The 19,977-nt window shown below is 31.5% G+C and carries 16 protein-coding genes and 1 tRNA gene; 16 read left to right on the forward strand and 1 reads right to left on the reverse strand.

Going from position 1 to position 19,977, the window contains the following annotated elements; genetic code table 11:
- Positions 1-31 precede the first annotated feature (31 nt).
- The 9 genes from QO263_RS10700 to QO263_RS10740 all read left to right on the forward strand — a co-directional run bounded on the left by QO263_RS10700 (position 32) and on the right by QO263_RS10740 (position 9,181).
- On the forward strand, positions 32-664 hold the full coding sequence (locus QO263_RS10700) for a helix-hairpin-helix domain-containing protein (RefSeq protein ID WP_285621067.1): 633 nt from the start codon (positions 32-34) through the stop codon (positions 662-664).
- Between the two features lie 12 nt (positions 665-676).
- The gene (gene selD, locus QO263_RS10705) at positions 677-1,717 is read left to right on the forward strand and encodes a selenide, water dikinase SelD (protein ID WP_285621070.1); all 1,041 of its coding nucleotides are present in this window, start codon (positions 677-679) and stop codon (positions 1,715-1,717) included.
- 59 nt (positions 1,718-1,776) lie between these two features.
- Positions 1,777-3,198, forward strand: a complete 1,422-nt coding sequence (gene selA / locus QO263_RS10710) for an L-seryl-tRNA(Sec) selenium transferase (RefSeq protein ID WP_285621073.1) — start codon at positions 1,777-1,779, stop codon at positions 3,196-3,198.
- Between the two features lie 5 nt (positions 3,199-3,203).
- The gene (selB, locus tag QO263_RS10715) at positions 3,204-5,114 is read left to right on the forward strand and encodes a selenocysteine-specific translation elongation factor (protein ID WP_285621075.1); all 1,911 of its coding nucleotides are present in this window, start codon (positions 3,204-3,206) and stop codon (positions 5,112-5,114) included.
- Between the two features lie 95 nt (positions 5,115-5,209).
- Positions 5,210-5,902 carry a response regulator gene (locus tag QO263_RS10720; RefSeq protein ID WP_285621079.1) on the forward strand — a complete coding sequence of 231 codons (693 nt, stop codon included), beginning with the start codon at positions 5,210-5,212 and terminating at the stop codon, positions 5,900-5,902.
- Positions 5,874-7,325 carry a sensor histidine kinase gene (locus QO263_RS10725; RefSeq protein ID WP_285621081.1) on the forward strand — a complete coding sequence of 484 codons (1,452 nt, stop codon included), beginning with the start codon at positions 5,874-5,876 and terminating at the stop codon, positions 7,323-7,325. Before QO263_RS10720 ends, QO263_RS10725 begins: the two co-directional genes overlap by 29 nt.
- Positions 7,326-7,397: 72 nt before the next feature.
- Entirely contained in the window at positions 7,398-8,273 is an 876-nt protein-coding gene (locus QO263_RS10730; protein ID WP_285621083.1) for a GerMN domain-containing protein, read from the forward strand.
- A 43-nt stretch (positions 8,274-8,316) separates the two neighbouring features.
- Entirely contained in the window at positions 8,317-9,003 is a 687-nt protein-coding gene (gene rluF, locus QO263_RS10735; RefSeq protein WP_285621084.1) for a 23S rRNA pseudouridine(2604) synthase RluF, read from the forward strand.
- A gap of 81 nt (positions 9,004-9,084) precedes the next feature.
- A tRNA-Sec gene (locus QO263_RS10740) sits at positions 9,085-9,181 on the forward strand.
- Here QO263_RS10740 and QO263_RS10745 read toward each other — a convergent pair.
- Positions 9,138-9,356, reverse strand: a complete 219-nt coding sequence (locus QO263_RS10745) for a hypothetical protein (RefSeq protein WP_285621085.1) — start codon at positions 9,354-9,356, stop codon at positions 9,138-9,140. The two genes, QO263_RS10740 and QO263_RS10745, sit on opposite strands and share 44 nt — an antisense overlap.
- Positions 9,357-9,483: 127 nt before the next feature.
- Here QO263_RS10745 and QO263_RS10750 point away from each other — a divergent pair, with 127 nt between their 5' ends.
- The 7 genes from QO263_RS10750 to QO263_RS10780 all read left to right on the forward strand — a co-directional run bounded on the left by QO263_RS10750 (position 9,484) and on the right by QO263_RS10780 (position 19,811).
- A complete protein-coding gene (locus QO263_RS10750; RefSeq protein ID WP_285621087.1) occupies positions 9,484-9,738 on the forward strand; it encodes a hypothetical protein in 255 nt (84 codons plus the stop codon).
- Positions 9,739-9,905: 167 nt separating this feature from the next.
- Positions 9,906-10,286 carry an adenine nucleotide alpha hydrolase family protein gene (locus QO263_RS10755; RefSeq protein ID WP_285621089.1) on the forward strand — a complete coding sequence of 127 codons (381 nt, stop codon included), beginning with the start codon at positions 9,906-9,908 and terminating at the stop codon, positions 10,284-10,286.
- A 70-nt stretch (positions 10,287-10,356) separates the two neighbouring features.
- Entirely contained in the window at positions 10,357-10,833 is a 477-nt protein-coding gene (locus QO263_RS10760) for a DsrE/DsrF/DrsH-like family protein (protein WP_285621092.1), read from the forward strand.
- A gap of 104 nt (positions 10,834-10,937) precedes the next feature.
- Complete coding sequence (locus tag QO263_RS10765; protein WP_285621094.1) at positions 10,938-12,338, forward strand: hypothetical protein; 1,401 nt, start codon at positions 10,938-10,940, stop codon at positions 12,336-12,338.
- A gap of 179 nt (positions 12,339-12,517) precedes the next feature.
- On the forward strand, positions 12,518-15,910 hold the full coding sequence (gene addB, locus QO263_RS10770; protein ID WP_285621096.1) for a helicase-exonuclease AddAB subunit AddB: 3,393 nt from the start codon (positions 12,518-12,520) through the stop codon (positions 15,908-15,910).
- Positions 15,910-19,497 (forward strand): helicase-exonuclease AddAB subunit AddA, encoded by a 3,588-nt coding sequence (addA, locus tag QO263_RS10775; protein ID WP_285621098.1) that lies wholly within the window; start codon positions 15,910-15,912, stop codon positions 19,495-19,497. The genes addB and addA overlap by 1 nt, the downstream gene beginning before the upstream one ends.
- Positions 19,494-19,811 (forward strand): GIY-YIG nuclease family protein, encoded by a 318-nt coding sequence (locus QO263_RS10780; RefSeq protein ID WP_285621100.1) that lies wholly within the window; start codon positions 19,494-19,496, stop codon positions 19,809-19,811. The genes addA and QO263_RS10780 overlap by 4 nt, the downstream gene beginning before the upstream one ends.
- The last annotated feature ends 166 nt before the right edge of the window (positions 19,812-19,977 follow it).

Genomic DNA, 19,977 nt, shown 5'->3' on the forward strand with positions numbered 1-19,977 from the left:
GTAAGAATATGTATATACTGGGGTGAATTCTATGAGTAACTTTACAAAAAGAGAACAAATAGTTATACTAATATTTGTTATTATAGTTGCATTAGGGTATAAAATATATATGAAAAAAGACCTAGAATTAATAAAGGCAGATACAAATCTTGAAGATAATGAGATAATTAGTTCAAAAATCACAAATTTGGATAATGAAAATGTAAAAAATGAGATTGAGGAAGGCTCACCTAATAAGATAATAGTACATATAGATGGAGAAGTAATAAATCCTGGTGTAATTGAATTAAATGAAGGCGCTAGGATAATAGATGCAGTTAATATTGCTGGAGGATTAACTCAATATGCAGATGAAAAGAGGATAAATCTAGCGAAAAAGGTTCAAGATGAAGAAAAAATCTACATTCCTAAGGTTGGTGAGGATGTTTCTGATTTAGAAACTACGTTCGTGAATCATGACAGTCCCAATCAAGGAAAAGTTAATATAAATACTGCAACAAAGGAAGAACTTCAAAGCCTTTCTGGAATAGGTCCAGTTTTAGCTGAAAGAATAATTGAATATAGGCAAAATCACAAGTTTTCAAATATAGATGATATAAAAAAAGTAGCAGGAATAGGAGATAAAAAGTTTGAATCAATAAAGGACTTTATAGTAGTTAAATAAGGGGTGAAAATTATGACATTAAAAGAAAAAAGACTTACAGAAATGACAAAAAGTTCAGGCTGAGCAGCTAAAATAGGTCCTGATACCTTGGCACAGGTACTGTGTCAATTACCAAAAGCTATTGATGAAAATCTAATTGTAGGTATAGAAACCTCTGATGATGCAGCTGTTTATAAAATAAATGAAGATACTGCACTTATTCAGACAATAGATTTTTTTACACCAGTTGTAGATGATCCTTATACATTTGGCCAAATTGCAGCTACTAACTCATTAAGTGATGTATATGCAATGGGAGGAGAGCCAAAGCTAGCAATGAATATTATTTGCTTTCCAACATGTCTATCACCAAATATAATGGCTGAAATACTAAAAGGGGGCTATGATAAGGTTGCAGAAGCAAATGCGATACTTATAGGGGGACATACTGTAGAGGATGACGAACCTAAATATGGCCTTAGTGTAAGTGGATTTATACATCCAAGCGAAGTACTTACAAACTGCAATGCAAAAGTAGGAGATATATTGATATTGACCAAGCCAATAGGAATTGGAGTAATAAATACTGCTATAAAAGCACAACTGACAGATGATGACACATATAATAAAGCTGTTAAGACAATGACCACATTAAACAAATTTGCTAAGGATGCCATGTTAAAGATAGGTGCTAATAGCTGCACAGATATTACAGGCTTCGGTCTTTTAGGACATACTTTAGAAATGGCAGAGGGCAGTGGCGTTACAATAAAGATTTATTCTAATAAGGTTCCTGTTTTACCACAAGCTATAGAATATGCAAAAATGGGACTTGTACCTTCAGGTGCGTATTCGAATATGGGCTTTATAGGTAATAAGGTCACCTTTAGTAACGACGTAGCTCAGGAGATGAAGGATATTTTATTTGACCCTCAGACTTCAGGAGGACTATTGATTTCTGTGGAAGCTAAGAAAGCAAAAGCTTTATTAGAATTGCTAGAGAACAGTACTACAGAGTATGGAATTATTGGAGAAGTAATTGAAAAACAAAATGAATATATTATGGTGGAATAGTTATTAGAAACAATAGATAAGAGCAATAGAAAAAAACAATAGAATAGGAAGGATTGTGTATGAATAATATTACAAACTTATACAGCAGACTGCCTAAAATAGATCAAATTTTATTAAGCGAAAAAATTGAGGAGCTTTTTAAAATATCTTCAAGAGAAATGGTTACTGAGGCGGCACGAGAAGTAATTGCTGAGCTTAGAGAATCCATATCAAACAAGAATTTAACATTAGAGGATTTGGATTATAGAATAAGTAGAGTCACTGATGATATTGAGCAAAAAGTAAAGATAGCAATAAAACCAAGACTAAGAAGAGTAATTAATGGAACAGGAGTTGTTATCCATACAAATCTAGGTAGATCCCTTATTAATAGAGAAACAATGGAGTATATCACCGAAATAGCTTCAAACTATAATAATTTAGAATTTGATCTTGAAAATGGATCGAGGGGTTCAAGATATAGTCATTTAGAGGATACTATTCGAAAGATTACTGGAGCCGAAGCTGCTTTAGTTGTAAATAATAATGCAGCAGCAGTTGTATTGGTATTAAGCAGCTTGGCTAAAGGCAAGGAAGTTATTGTTTCCAGGGGAGAACTAGTAGAGATAGGAGGCTCTTTTAGAATTCCAGAGGTTATGGAGCAAAGTGGTGCTGCACTAATAGATGTAGGTACTACAAATAAGACTCATTTAGTTGATTATGAAAATTCTATAGGAGATAATACTGCTGTTTTAATGAAGGTTCATACAAGCAACTATAGAATTCTGGGCTTTACTGAAAGTGTATCCTTAGAAGAGCTTGTTGGATTAGGACAAAAGTGTGGCATACCAGTAATAGAGGATTTAGGAAGTGGTGTGTTATTAGATTTAAGTAAGTATGGACTTCAGCACGAGCCAACTGTTCAAGAATCCATAAAAGCAGGAGTTGATATAGTTACCTTTAGTGGTGATAAGCTTCTTGGAGGACCTCAAGCTGGAATAATAATTGGTAAGAAGAAATATATTGATTTAATGAAAAAACATCCATTAAACAGGGCATTAAGAGTAGACAAATTTACCATTACTGCTTTAGAATCCACATTAAAAATGTATTTGAGCGAGGAAATTGCAGTGAAGAAAATTCCAACCCTAAGGATGCTTACAATGACTCAGGAGGAGCTTACTTCTAAAGCAGAAAAGCTATTGTTAGAGATAGATCAAAAAAACTTAGATAAATTGAAAATAAAAATCACTGATGATTTTTCACAAGTAGGAGGGGGTTCTATGCCTCTTGAACAGATACCTACTAAATGTATAATGATACATTCGGACGAAATAAGTATAACTTCTTTGGAGAAGAACCTAAGAAGCTATAATACACCTATTATTACTCGTATTTTCAAAGATAGACTATATATCGATTTAAGAACTGTAGATGAATATGAGTTTAATGAAGTAGCAGAGGGACTAAAATTCGCTCTTGAGAATATTTTAAAGGAGTGATACTAATGAAAAACGTCATAATAGGAACTGCTGGACATATAGATCATGGTAAGACTACTTTGATTAAAGCAATTACAGGAAGAGAGACTGATAGACTAAAAGAAGAAAAAGAAAGAGGCATATCCATAGAATTAGGATTTACATATTTTGATCTTCCTAGTGGTAGAAGGGCAGGAATAATTGATGTGCCTGGCCACGAAAAGTTCATAAAAAATATGTTGGCAGGAGTAATGGGAATTGATGTAGTGGTACTAGTTATAGCTGCTGATGAGGGAATTATGCCCCAGACTAAGGAACATCTAAATATTTTAAATTTATTAGGAATAAAGAAGGGACTTGTTGTACTGACAAAATCTGATTTAGTGGATGAAGAATGGTTAGCTTTAGTAGAAGAAGATGTAAAAGATGGTGTAAAAGGTACCTTTTTAGAAGGTAGTCCTATAATACCTGTTTCTTCAGTTACTAAGTCAGGAATAAGTAAAGTAATTGAGATAATAGACCATCTTACTGAGGAAGTAAAAGATAGAGATATAAATGAGACTGCTAGATTACCTGTAGATAGAGTATTTTCTATGGCAGGTTTTGGAACTGTAGTTACAGGAACTCTATCTGCTGGAAAATTTAAAATAGGAGAAGAAGTCCAGGTTTTCCCAGGAAATAAGACTGGAAGGATAAGAACAATTCAAGTTCATGGAATGGATAGTGATACTGCATATGGCGGGCAAAGGGTTGCCATTAATATAGCTGGAATTAAGAAAAGTGAAATTGAGAGAGGAAATGTAATTGCTCCTGTGAACTCAATGGAAGCTACAATGATGGTAGATGTAAAACTTAAGCTTCTGGAGGACTCTCAAAGGATTATTGATAATAGGACAAGGCTTAGACTTTATACAGGATCCAGCGAAGTTTTATGCAGAGTAGTTTTTCTAGACAGGGAACAACTGACCCCTGGTGAGAGTTGTTATGCTCAGCTTAGACTTGAGGAAGAAATAGTTGCAAAAAGAAGGGATAGATTTATTATTAGATTTTATTCACCGATGATGACTATAGGTGGCGGCGAAATTCTAGAGCCAAACCCTCCTAAAAGGAAAAGGTTTGATGCAGATGTAATAAAAGAATTAGAAATAAAAGAAAAAGGTGACATAACTGACATCATAGAAGAAATAATAAAGGATAAGAGCAATATGTTTCCCACTGTAAAAGATATATCTGTTTTGACAGTCATGACAGTGGAAAAGATAGAAGAAATAATTGACAGGCTAAAAAAGGAAAACAAGATTTTAAGCTTTAGTTTATTAAAAGACCTTCACATAATCCATGTAGATTATGGTAAATACTTATCTGATAAAATAAGTAATGAACTTAATAATTTCCATCATAACAATCCTTTAAAGGCAGGAATATCGAAAGAAGAGATTAGGAGTAAATATTTAGGCTCAATTAAACAAAAATTAGGAGATAGTTTCATAAATAAACTCATGGATGAGGGAGCTATAAAGCTGATAAATCAAAGCCTTGCTTTAGTAGATTTTGAAGTCAAGTTTAGTCCGATACAGGAAGAAGTTAAGAATGAAATAGAGAAAAAATTTCTGAAAAATAGATTTAATCCTTTAAAGAAGGAAGAACTTTATAATGAATTGAAATATAGCAGGAAGGATATAGACCAAGTTTATGAAGCATTATTAGATATGGGCATACTAGTAAGGCTAAAAGAAGAGAATATTCTTCATAAAGAGGCATATACAGAAGCAGTTGAAATAATGAAGGACTACATTAAAAATAATGGCTCTATTTCAGCAGCCCAGTTTAGGGATTTACTGAACACAAATAGAAAACTTGCAATAGCTCTTATGGAGTATCTAGATGATTTAAAAATTACAAAGCGTTTAGGTGACACAAGAGTATTGTATCAATAATAATTATATTATATTCTAAAAAGAGGATTAATTAAAGTTATATAGAACTTCTTATATAGAGGTGTAGATATTATAATAGAGTTTGGGGTGATATTTTGGACACCAAGGTTTTAATTGTCGATGATGAGGCTTTATTAGTAAAGGGACTTAAATATAGCTTGGAACAAGACGGATATGAAATTGATGTAGCCTATGATGGCTTAGAGGCTTATGAAAAGTTTAAGAAGGGAAATTATGATTTAATAATATTAGATCTTATGCTTCCAGGAATAGATGGCCTTGAGGTGTGTCAGAAGGTAAGAGAAAAGTCCCAAGTCCCTATCATTATGCTAACAGCTAAAGGCGAAGATATAAGCAAAATACTAGGACTAGAATACGGTGCAGATGATTATATGACTAAGCCATTTAATATTTTAGAACTGAAAGCAAGAATAAAGGCAATACTAAGAAGGGTAAATAACAGAGAAACTAGAATTGGAGAACAAATAATTCAACTGGACAACTTTACTATTAATACCCTAGGAAGGAAGGTTACCGTTAGAGGTCAAGATATTAATTTAACTGCTAAGGAATTTGATCTTTTACTTCTATTGGCTTCAAATCCAGGAAAAGTATTTACTAGAGAAGAACTTTTAGAGATTATATGGGGATATGAATACTTTGGAGATTTGAGAACAGTAGATGTTCACATTAGAAGATTGAGGGAAAAAATAGAGAAAAACTCTAGTCAAGCAGAATATATTTTGACAAAATGGGGAGTTGGTTATTATTTTAGGAATAAGTCATAAAGAAAAATATAAGTTTGTCAGTATAAGGTGGAAACTCGTTTCCACCTATTTGTTGTTAGTGATTACTTCACTCCTTATTATCAATGTCTTTATAAGCAGATTAATATTAAATATTTATATTGAGCAAAGAAAATCTAATGTACTCATTAGAGCTAATATAGTTTCAAATGATATTAAAAACTTCATAACATTAAGCTCTGCAAAGGAAGCAATAGTATACGTAAATCCAATAGCCGAAAAATATAGTAAAGAGATTAGAGGAAGAATAATTGTAGTAGACAAAGAAGGCATAGTAAAGGGAGATTCTAATAAAGAATATTTAGGCGAAACTTTTAGACACACTGAGATCCGAAATGCCCTAAAAGGGCAGACTTCCACCAATATTTATAATTTTAAAGAATATGGGCATGTTCTATATGCAGCTGTACCTGCAATTGTTCATAATAGAATAGTTGGGGCTACGCTTGTGTCAGTATCTATAAATGATATATATAAAGATTTAAGTCATATCAACCAAAACCTTTTCTTCATTTCGACAACATGTATAGCTTTAATAGCCATTATTAGTTTTATTTTCTTAGATTTTTCATTTAAACCTTTAGAGAGATTTACAAAGGCCATAAACAGCATGGCAAAAGGAGACTTTAAGCAGAAAGTTCATATTAATACCAACGATGAATTTAAGAATATGGCAGATGCCTTTAATGCTATGATAATGAAGCTAGACCAAGTGGATAAGCAAAGAAATGAATTTGTGGCCAATGTTTCTCATGAGCTGCGTACTCCAATAAGTTCTATAAAACTCTTATCAGAGTCACTTCTTCATCAGGATGAAGATAACATTTATATCTATAAGGAATTTATGGAGGATATTTCTGCAGAGGCAGATAGATTAAATAATATCATAAATGAGTTATTAGCTCTAGTTGATTTAGATAAGGAGAAACTTCATATAAACTATAAAATAACTTACATGAACTTTTTACTTGAAAAAATTGTTAATAGATTGAAGCCTTTAGCAGAAAGAAAGAATATTAAGTTGACCTTAGAGTCTGATGAGAAGATACAGATAAAAGTAGATCCTGAGAAAATACAGCAAGCCATAATCAATATTATTGAAAATGCTATTAAATATACTCAAGAAGCTGGAAAAGTACAAGTGAGGCTATATTCTCAAGGAAAATGGTGTATTATAGAGGTAAAGGACAATGGCATAGGAATTCCTGAAAGTAGTCTCAAACAAATATTTGATAGATTTTATAGAGTGGATAAAGCCAGATCAAGAAAAACAGGGGGAACAGGATTAGGCTTATCTATTTCAGATCAGATCGTTATGCTACATCAAGGGATTATTGAAGTTGAAAGTAAGATAGGAGAGGGGAGCAGCTTTTATATTAAAATACCTAATGATATAAAACTATAATCACAGGACTTTTTTTATAAGGAATTTTATTATATGTCATTAGATATTTATAAAAGTATGGAGGATTTTATTATGGGGAATAAACCTAAGCTTTTTTTAATTTTAATTCTGGTTGTTTTTCTGGCTGGCTGCCAAAGCTATACAATACTAAATGAGAATGACATGGATTATCCATCAATTAATCCAATGCCAGATGGAGATGAAGCTGAGATTCGTTTATTTTATCCACACAAGGAAGAAAATGTCTTATTAGAGGAAGTTAGAATAGTGAATCTTGAAAATAAAAGATTAGAAGATGTAGTTATTGATGAGCTTTTAAAAGGAACGCGTCAAGCTGGACTAAGAAAAATAGTTCCTAATGGAGTAAAATTGCTATCTATTTATACCCAAGGCTCAATTGTATATGTGAACTTCAATAAGGCATTTATAAAAGAAAAAACAGAAGAAGTAGATGAAGTTCTCATTATCTATTCCATAGTGAATAGTTTAACATCAATCGAAGATATTGATAAAGTGCAGATACTTATAGAGGGAGAAAAAAGAGAGAATTTTAACAAACATAAATTAAATGAACCTCTAGGATTTAGTCATGTATTATTAGAACTACCGTATAATAGTCCTGAATCTATAGCGAAGGAGTATTATGATGCATTTTTGACTAGGGACTACAGGAAGATGCTTGCAATGGAGTCAGCACGGGATGTTAACGAGACAGGATATAATGTATACACTTCATATTATGAAACAAAGGAGTTAGGGTTGGTACATTATGAAATCAATAATGTTGAGATAATTAAGTATGATAGTGAAATAATATTTCTATATGAGTTAAACCTATATTATTCTGATGGACGTATCAATAAAAATAATTGGATAGAAATGAATTTAAAATATGAAGATAATAAATTTTTTATTACTAAAATAAAGAACTATGAAGAGAATAAATAGTTCCGACTAATTAATTGGAAAACAAAAGAGAAAGGATTGTAACATGAGAATAAATAAATACATCAGTGAAACAGGCATTTGCTCTAGAAGAGAGGCAGATAAAATCGTTGAAGAAGAAAGAGTAACCATTAATGGGCAGATTGCCAATTTAGGTAGCTTAGTACAAGATGACGATAAAGTATCCATTGATGGAAAACAAATTGGTAAGAAAAGAAAACATGTATATATTGCTTTAAATAAACCAGTGGGGATTACATGCACTACAGAAAGACATATTAAAGGAAACATTATTGATTTTGTCAATCATCCTGAACGTATTTTTCATATTGGAAGGTTAGACAAGGACTCTCAAGGACTGATATTGCTAACAAATGATGGTGATATAGTTAATAAAATATTACGTGCTGAGAACAATCACGAAAAGGAGTATGTTGTAATGGTAAACAAGCCTATTACTCCGTATTTTGTACAGGGCATGTCTAAAGGAGTAAAAATCCTAGGCACAGTAACTAAGCCATGTAAAGTAACTGTTATTGATAACAAAACCTTTCGCATTGTCTTGACTCAAGGTCTTAATAGACAAATTAGACGTATGTGTCAGGCCTTTGGATATCAAGTTGTGAAACTAAATCGTATTAGAATAATGAATATTAAGCTTGGAAACCTGAAGATTGGGCAATGGCGCAATCTTACTACAGAGGAACTAAGAGAGCTTAGAAGAAACCTATGATATTTTTTGTAGAATAATCCTAGCTTGAATCAAAAAAACATGTATGTTATAATCTAATAGTGTTAATAATTATAGCATAATGGGAGTAGATGGGTGCTGGTGTGCCCTCTGGTCTTCAAAACCAGCGCGAGGGGTTAGGAGCCTCTTGGGTGAGTTCGATTCTCACATATTCCCGCCATTAGTATATTAGCTGCTTCGGCGGCTTTTTTGTTTTTTTGTTCTTGTATAAAACTATATCTGATTTCCTCATACTTATCTTTTAACTCTAAAGAAGATGTTTTAAATATTGGATTTATTGCCTCACCGGCCATTTTTATACTAGGGAAATACCTCTCTATTTTTAGTATTATCACTTTTTATTTAATCTATCTAAAACATGTCACCTTAGGGATAAATAATTTATATAAGAAAGGCTTTTATATAATAATTGATACACAGATATCCTATTTTCTCAATACAATGATTAGAGAGGTGATAAATATGGGTGGTTCTAATAAATCTGGATGTAAAATTGACCCGCTTCAATTAGCATTAATAGGTACTTTTCTGACTATGGTAGGTGACTTTACAAGCTTTTTAGGAGTGTTTGCTGACATACAAAGCTCGAGCTGTGAAGATAAGGACCAGAAACAAACTCAAATTAATCCAAACAAAATATATGCAGAAAATAAAATAAAAGAATTAGAATATGAGATATATAAGCTTAAAAAAGAAATTGATGATTTCAATACTTAGAATAATTAAAAAGAGAAATAGGCTTTTTTCTCAAACTTTATTAACAAAAGAAAATATGTCGCTTCTTTTCTTTATTTTTTTACTATTCATTGATATAATGATATAGATTGAAAATGTACAGTCCTATTAATTGTGTTCTATACTTTCTTTTGAAAGGAGCTTGATTTATGAAAGATAGGAGAAATATTATGGTTTGTGTTACCCAGCAAAAAACTTGTGAAAGGCTTATAAAGGGTGGCCATAATGAGATGGGAGAAGGAGACAGTTTATTTGTTATACATGTTGTAAGCGAAAAAGATAATTTTCTATACAATTCAAATGACGGAGAGGCTTTAGAATACCTGTTTGAAGTATCTAAGAAGGTAGGAGCAGATTTAACGGTTATAAGGTCGAAGGATGTTATTAAGGCTATTTCTGATTTTGCATTAAAGAACGATATAACACATATAATAATGGGATCATCACCTAATGGTGAAGAAATTGAAAACAATAGTATTGGATTAGTACTTAAAAAAATGCTTCCAAAAGCTAGGTTTATTATAATCTAGTACTTTATTTTCGAATTAAATACACTCCTTATGGGAAATATATTTATATTACCGAAAGGAGTGTATTTTCTTGTCTAGAAGACTAAATTTATTAGTTTTTAGTGGCGATTATGATAAGGCATTAGCTGCATTGGTTCTTGCCAATGGTGCAAGAGAATTAGATATGGAAGTTACTATATTTTGTGCCTTTTGGGGGTTATTAATGGTACGAGATGAGGATAAAAGTGTATCTGGAAACAAGTCTTTTTTTGAAAAAGTGTTTAGTATGTTTACTCCAAAGGGTGCTGAAAAGTTGGCTTTGTCAAGGATGAACATGGGTGGAGTAGGTAAAGGAATGTTAAAGAAAATGATGAAGGATAAAGAAAAACCTATGCTAAAGGATTTTCTTGATGGTGCTAGGAAAAAAGGTGTTAAGTTTTATGGTTGTAAACTATCACAGGAGATAATGGGATTTAAAAAAGAAGAATTTATTCCAGAATTAGAAATCATCGAAGTTTATGAATATCTTAAAGATGCTTTAGAGTCAGATATTGAGCTTTTTATATAAAAAAATCTTAAAAATGCCTTTTATCTTATTTATTTGTAGAAAACATGTGACACAATATGCTAAAAATGATAAAATATACTCAAATAAGGTGAGAGGAAGATTTTATGCTAGACCCATATTTAAAAAATCTTGAGGTTTTTGATGTTTATTGTCAAAATGATTATCAAGAAATTTATGCATGCAAACATAAGGAAAAAAACGCATATTATCTTTTGAATTTAATAAAAGACAAGGAACTATTTGATGGAGTTGATTTTAAGGAATTTAGAAAGTGCATTTCGTCTATTGTAGAAATTGAGGAAACAGATGAGGCTATACTCATAATCACAGAGCATTATTCTTATAAATCATTATTAGAATATGTAGAGAAAGATGATATGACTTTAACAAAGCAGATAAATAATGTCACATATATAATGGAGACTTTATTAAGGCTGAAAGATTTACCCTATGGATTTTTTGTGTCATTATTTAATTGCAATAATATATTAATAGATAACAATAGGGAGATTAAATTATCAGGCATCTTATTGTTAAATCCTGAAATAATGAATGCCAGCATAGAAGAAGCTCTAATGACTATTGCTAATGCAATACATCTGTTTTTTGCTAGGAAGGAGATAATTGATAGAAACATATCTAAAGGGATACCTCCTGATATAGAGAAAATGATTAATAAATGCTTAAGTGGTGATTATTTAGGAATTATGGACTTAGTTCTTGATTTCAGGTCCACTAGTATCTATAATCTTATAAATCCAGAAAAAGAGGATGTTAAGAGAGTTACTCGCATGAGAAAGAGCATGTCAAGGAAGAGAATAACCTACAATGTCAGAACTAAAGGCATACTAGTAGCATTATTATTGATTCCAATAATTGTTTGGGGTTCCTATTCTCTGTTGAAACATGACAAAATCGATAAAGATACAATAATCAAAAATACACCAGTAGATATCCAAGACAATATTGATGCTGACGAAGAAAGCAATGATGAAGCAACTAATTTTGATGAGGACATTGGACAAGTAGAAGACTCTTATTTAGATGATATTTTCAATTACAAAGAAGAGCTAGATAAGTTCTTCAATGAGGATAAAATTAAGCAATTAAATGAAGATAGAATAGGAATTATTGACTCTTCAAAATTTCATAGAGGGGAATTTTCTATAAAGGCTCATAATGACAAAACTGAAAAATCCTCGTATCTAGTTGGTTATATAGATTTTGGAGATGATAACTTTTCTTACGTAAAAAATAGAACTGTAAATTTATCTTTATGGCTTAATTCCGATGTAGGCACAGATTGTTCAATTATTTTAAAGCTAGGGTCAGATGATAAAATACTTACTCAAGTAGTTAAGAAGGCAAGTGTGAAGGAAAACACATGGATATTACATAATATTGAGGTAAACACGAAAAATGGTAAATACATAGAAATCTACATAGATATAAAACCTAATGATATAATATGGGTAGATACAATGGATATTGATGTATTAAAATAAGATGGCTTTGAGTCATCTTTTTTTTATAGATATATAATTTGGGTTAGACCGTAGATTAAAATTTTCTGTTAAGTAAGTTTCAAAAAAGCTGCCTTATAATACTTCAATAGGTTTTTTTAAAAAGGATATATATAAAAAAAATAGAATAATAGAATATAGGTTTAAAATGAGGTGATATTGTGAGGATAAGATATATTCTAGGACGAGCTGGTTCTGGTAAGACGCATAGAGTATTAGATGAAATTGAGTATAGACTTAAAGAAAAGAACAATAACAAGCTTATACTTTTAGTACCTGAGCAATTTACTTTGCAGGCAGAAGCAGATTTAATATTTAAGAAAAATCTTGAGGGGATTATGAGAGTAGAGGTACTTAGCTTTCAAAGACTCGGGTATAAGATTTTAAATGAAACAGGAGGAATTAAAAAAACTGCCATAAATGAATTAGGAAAGATAATGGTGCTAAGAAAGCTCTTTGAGGAAAATTCAAAGAGCTTAACGGTATTCAATAAAGCTTCTAGAAAAGATGGATTTTTATCAAGCTTTTGTCAGCTTATAACTGAACTTAAGAAGGATGATATTCCCATAGAAACTATTGAGGAAAAAGCAGAAGCTATTACACAAGACAGTATGCTGAAACGAAAGTTAAAGGATATATCATTAATATACAGCAAATTTAATGAGTATATAGAAGGCAAATACACAGATGATGAAGATAAGATGAAATTAGTCATAGAAAAACTTGATAATTCAACTTATTTTGATGATGCAGAAATATGGGTAGATGGCTTCAATAGTTTTTCTGCATTAGAATACAAGATACTAGAAAAGCTTATGATTAAAAGCAGAAAGTTAAATATAGCTCTTACTTTAGATATAAAGAGTATAGATGATATTAGTGTATTTAAACCTACATCAAATACATATGAAAAGTTAAGAGATATGGCACAAAGAAATGGTATTGAGGAAAGAAAGACTATATTAGATATTAATACTGAATATAAAAATCAAGAAATTTGGCATCTTGAAAAAGAGCTTTTTGCATACCCTTATAAAAAATATGAAAAAAACACAGAGAGAGTAAAAGTATTCTATAGCTTAAATCAATATACAGAAATTGAAAATGTGGCATCTCATATAGTATCACTTGTAAGGGATAAGAATTATAGATGGCGGGATATTTCTGTAGTATGCAATATAATTGATAGCTATACATCTACTATAAAAAGGGTTTTTAGTGAGTATGGAATACCGTATTTTATTGATGATAAAAGAAGCATAATGAATAATCCAATAGTAAAATTCATCATATCTGGTCTTGAAATAGTATCTAGAAACTTTAGGTATGAAGATGTTTTTAAGTTTATAAAAACGGGCTTTAGTGATTTAGAGAGGGATGAATGTGAAGAATTAGAGAACTATGTCCTTAGGTTTGGCATAATGGGAGATAAATGGTTAAAGGATTTCGAGTATGGAGACGATAAACTTGAGTTAGAAAGAATTAATAGTATTCGAAGTAAGTTTACAGAGTACATTTCAGCATTTAAGAAAAGAGTTAAAAACAAAACTAGAATAGAGGACATAACTAAATACTTATTTGAATTTTTAACAGATATGAATATTGAAAAGAAGCTTAATAATCTTATAGAAGCTCAAAAGGAAAAGGGTTATTTAGATTTGGTCAATGAGAATACACAAATTTGGAATATACTTATGGAAGTGCTAGATCAATTAGTAGAGATATTAGGAGATAAGAAAGTTACTATTGGAGAGTATGTCAAGATACTTGAATCAGGCCTGTCAGAATATGAAGTAGGAGTGATACCGCCTACAATGGATCAGGTTTTAGTAGGAAATTTAGATAGATCTAGAAGCCATGATATAAAAGCATTATTCGTGGTTGGTGTAAATGATGGAATTCTCCCTTCTGCCATAGAAGAAGGTGGTCTACTACTAGATGAAGAGAAAGCAGAGATGAAAAGCTTAGGGATAGAAATTTCTTCAGACAACGAAACAAAAGCTTGTGAGGAGGAATTCTCAGTATATGCTTCATTTATAAAGCCTAGTGATTATCTATTTATTAGCTATGCTTTAGGTGACATTGAGGGAAAAACCTTAAGGCCTTCAATCTTTATAGATAGATTAAAAAAGATTTACAGCAATCTTACAATATACAGTGACATAATAAAAGATAAGGAAACAGAGCTAAATCTAATAGCTACACCTGTATCCACATTTAAGTATTTAATAGAAAACTTAAGACTTGCTTTAGATGGTTATGAAATAAATGAAATGTGGTGGGACGTATATCATTGGTATTATAATAAAGAAGAGTGGAGAGAAAAAATTCAATTAGCTATAGAAGGCCTTTATCACAATAATCAACAAGAAAGAATTGATGAAGAGTACTCTAGGCAGATTTATCAGCTGCCTTTTAGGTCAAGCATTTCCAGATTGGAAAAGTATGTAAATTGCCCCTACTCTCACTTTGTAAAATATGGATTAGCACCAGAAGAAAGAAAAATCCATGAAATAAAAAGTCCTGATATAGGCATGTTATTTCATAATTCCATAGAAGAGTTTTCAAAAGAGCTTTCCTTAGAAGAGCTAAGCTGGAATGAATTTGATAAAAATAAGTCAGATGAAATTGTAGAAAAAGTGCTAGATAAAATGATTGATGATTTTCAACACGGATTGCTATTAAGTACTAATAGGTATAAATACATGGTAAATAGGCTTAAAAGAATAAGCAAGAGAGCCTTGTGGACAATAACAGAGCATATAAGAAAAGGTGATTTTGTGCCAATACAGCATGAAGTCAGTTTTGGAGATGGGCCAAATAATAAAATACCTCCAATTATAATATATCTTCCTAATGGTGAGGAAATAAGGCTTGAAGGGAGAATTGATAGGGTAGATATTTTAGAAGGAGAAAAGGAAAGCTTTGTTAAGATAATAGACTATAAATCAGGAAGCAAGGCATTTAGTCTTTCTGATGCATATTATGGACTTCAAATACAGCTTTTGGTTTATGCAGATGCAATCATCTCTAATGGAGATAAGCTAATTAAAAATGATATTTATCCTGCTGGAGTTTTCTATTTTAAAATAGACGATCCAATGATACAATCTGATGAAGAGGATTTAGAAATAATAGAAAAGGAAATAGCAAAGAAATTAAAGCTTGATGGAATAATGTTAAAAGACATAAACATAGTTAAAGCAATAGATAGAGATATCGAAGAAACTAATAATTCATCTATAATACCAGTAAGCATCAATAAAGATGGTAGCTTTTCTAAAAATTCTTCAGTTTTGGACAAAGAGGAATTAAACTTGTTGATCAAGCATGTTAAGGGATTAATATCAGAGATTGCTGATGAGATACTAAAAGGAAGGATAAAAATAGAGCCATGCAAGACAGACAAGTATGTATCATGTGCATATTGTGAGTTTTCAACAATATGTCAGTTTGAAACTGGCTTTGAGGATAACAAATATAGAAGCATAAAGAAATTAAAAGATGAGGATGTAATATTAAAAATAAAGGAAGAGTCTGGGGGTGAGGAATAATGCCAAAGTGGACAGATGCCCAAAAAGAAGCAATAGCTCAAAGAGGATGTAATTTACTAGTTTCAGCTGCTGCTGGTTCAGGTAAGACAGCAGTACTGGTTGAGAGAATAATAAGGCTAGTTACTGAGGATATGGTAGATATAGATAAGCTACTAATAGTAACCTTTACTAATGCAGCAGCAGGTGAAATGAGAGAAAGAATACTTCTTGCATTAATGGAGGAAATAGAAAAAGGTGGAGAAAACGAAGAAAAATTAAGGAGACAGATAACTCTACTTAATAAATCACATATAACTACAGTCCATTCTTTTTGTATAAATGTAGTTAGGAGGCATTTCCACCTTATAGACATTGATCCAGCTTTTAAAATAGGGGATACAACTGAGCTTCAAATCATGCTTCAAGACGTTTTAGAAGAGCTATTAGAATCTGAATATGAAAAGGGTCATGAAGATTTTATTAGATTAGTAGAAAGCTATGGTGGGAATAAAAATGATGTCAATTTAGAGAACTTGATTCTCAAGATATACTCCTTTATTCAAAGTAAGCCTTATCCAGAAAAATGGCTTGATGAAATGGTGGAAATGTTTAAAATGAATCAAGAAGAATTAGAAGAGAGTGTTTGGATAGAGACTATTGAAGACAGTATAAAAATAGATTTAAGTGGGGCTAGGGATTTAGTAAATGAGGCAATAAAAATATGTAACAAGGCAAATGGACCAGAAAGTTATATAGATGCTTTGAGAAGTGATTTGCAAAACATAGAAGCACTTGAGGAAACCTTGAAGTCTGATGGTGTAACAAGCTTCAATAAATGTATAGCAAATATTAGTCATGATAAGCTAAAGAGGGTTTCAAAGGATGTAGACGAGGGACTGAAAAAGGAAGCTGCAAAATTAAGAGATAATTATAAAGCTATAATCGACAATTCGCTTAAGAAGGATATATCTAATAAGAGTATTGAGTCATATTTAACTGAAATAAACGAATTATATCCTATTATGAAGTATCTATACCATTTGGTAGTTGAATTTTCGCAGATGTATGCCAATAAAAAATTAGAAAAAGGCATAATAGATTTCAATGACTTAGAGCATTATGCCTTAAGAATTCTAGAAAGTGAAGAAGTGAGAGCTGAGTATAGAAATAAATTCGAATATATTTTCGTAGATGAATATCAAGACAGTAACATAGTTCAAGAGACTATTGTAAATAGAATGAAAAGAGACAATAATTTATTTTTTGTAGGAGATGTAAAGCAGAGCATATATAGATTTAGGCTTGCAGATCCATCACTTTTTCTGGAGAAATATAATTCCTATGTTAAGGATGAATCTGGCTTAAATAAAAGGATAGATTTGTCTAAAAATTTTAGGAGCAGAAAAGAAATTCTAGATGGAGTCAATTATATTTTTGAAAATATAATGTCAGAAAAGCTTGGAGAAGTGGAATATAATGAGGCAGCATTTTTATATGAGGGAGCAGAATACGAAAAGCACATTGACAATGATACTCCTATTGAAATAGATATAATTGAAAAAACTACAGATGGTATAGAAGATTTGGATGAAGACCTTGAAGAAATGGCGAGTATAGAAGTAGAAGCTAGAATAGTAGCTAATAGGATTAAGGAGCTAATATGTAAGACAACCTATGATGCAAAGAAAAAAAAGTTTAGAAAAATAGAATATAAGGATATGGTTATTCTTTTAAGAACAATGAAAAATTGGGCATCAGTTTTCAACGAAGTTTTTAAAAATGAAAATATACCAGTATACACAGATGATAATACAGGCTATCTAGATGCACTTGAAATCAAAATATTTTTGAACTTTCTTAGTATTATAGATAATAAAAGACAAGACATTTCATTACTGAGTGTTATGAGGTCGCCTATAGGAGGCTTTACTACAGAGGAGCTAATAAGCATAAGAATATCTAATAAGGGTACAAGCTATTATAGTGCAATCGAAAGCTATATAAAAACCAATAAGGATAGCTTGAGTAATAAACTCTCTTATTTTCTAGATAACCTGAACAAATGGGCAGAAGAAGCTAGATATGCAAAGCTTGATGAGTTTATATGGAAGCTGATGATTGATACTGGGTATTACCATTACTTTGGTGCAATGCCTGGGGGCATACAAAGACAGGCTAATCTAAGAATACTTGTGGACAGAGCTTGTGAATTTGATAAGAGTACATCTAATGGATTATTTAATTTCATTAGATTTATAGAAAGGCTAAAAAGCAGTAGTGGGGACATGGGAACTGCAAAAACTATAGGGGAAAATGAAAATGTTGTGAGAATTATGAGTGTACATAAGAGTAAAGGGCTTGAATTTCCAGCTGTTATTCTTGCAGGTCTTGGCAAGCAATTTAACCTTATGGATGCTAGAGATGACATATTAATACATAAGGATTTAGGACTTGGCCCTAAATATGTTGATGTATTAAATAGAAGATATACTAATACTTTACCTCAAATAGCCATTAAGAAAAAAGTAAAACTAGAAAGCTTATCAGAAGAAATGAGGGTGCTTTATGTTGCATTGACCAGAGCAAAGGACAGGCTTATTCTAATAGGCTCTGTGAAGGATATTCCAAAGGAAGCAAAAAAATGGTGCAAAGAAACTAATTTATACTATTTATCTAATAGCAAAAATTACTTTGATTGGATATTGGGCAGTATCGCAAAACATTCAGATGGAGATATTATAAGAGAATTAGCGGGTGTAGATGATGAATACGAAAAAGCAAATAGTGGAGAGGCTCACTGGAAAATTAGAATACTAACTAGAAAAGACTTGCATATAGGAGAACGTCAAGAAGCCGTTAACAAAAAAGAGTTTAGAGAGAAGCTGGAGAATTTTCATAGCTATAGTCCAACATCCATCCAAAAAGAAATTGAAAAAAGATTTGATTGGAGTTATGAACTTACAAATTCAATTAATATACCTTCTAAAATGTCTGTTTCGGATATAAAGAAGGCTTCATTAACAATAGAAGCATTAAATTATAAGATACCATCAATAGTTAAGATGCCAAGATTCCTAGAGGGGAAAAAGCCCTTTACAAAGGCGGAGATAGGTACTATAATTCACTTTGTAATGCAGCACCTTAATCTAAATGTCATCATAGATAGGAAATCCATAGAAAAGAAAGTAGACGATATGATTGTGGAGGAACTGCTAACTGAAGAGGAAGCAAAGGTAGTAAATATAGATAAGATACTTAATTTTTACAGGAGTTCCATAGGGCTTAGATTATTATCTTCGAAAAGCATTAGCAGAGAGACACCTTTTGTTCTGAAGAAAAAAGCTTCAGAGGTTTTGGGTGTGGAAGATTGCAAGGAAAACGTGTTAATACAGGGAATTGTTGACTGCTATTTTGAAGAAGATGATGGTTTGATTTTAATAGACTATAAGACAGATTCTATTCTAGAAGGTAATTTAGAAAATATAGTAGACAAGTATAGAGGACAGATGATGCTTTATAAGGAGGCTCTTGAGAAAATAACAGAGAGAAAGGTTAAGGAAATATACATTTATTCATTTGAATTAGATAAAGAGGTAAAAGTAGAATGAGAACTGAATGTACTGCTAAAGCTGAAATACTAAACTCTATTTCTAGTGAGAAGGCCTATGTGTATATGGTAAGATGTAAGAATAATTCACTATATACAGGCTGGACTACTGATTTAGAGCGGAGAGTGAAAGAACACAATAATGGTACAGGCTCTAAATATACAAGAGCAAATAGGCCAGTAGAGCTTGTCTATTTCGAAGAAATGAAGGATAAGCTTGAGGCTACAAAAAGAGAATATGAGATAAAGCAATTGCCAAAAGCAAAAAAAGAGCTGCTGATAAGCCAGCACCAGTTCAAGCTTATGGCACCATAAAATTTTTACTCCAAGTAAATTTAGGAAATGAAATAATGCTCTTTTCTGGGAAAACCTAATAGGATAATTCCAGAAAAGAGCATTTACTTTTAAGTAAGCACATATATTATTATATTGACTAAGAGCTTAATCATATATAAATGTCATGCTGAATAAATATAGAGAA

The sequence above is a fragment of the Proteiniborus sp. MB09-C3 genome (assembly GCF_030263895.1).
Taxonomy (GTDB): domain Bacteria; phylum Bacillota; class Clostridia; order Tissierellales; family Proteiniboraceae; genus Proteiniborus.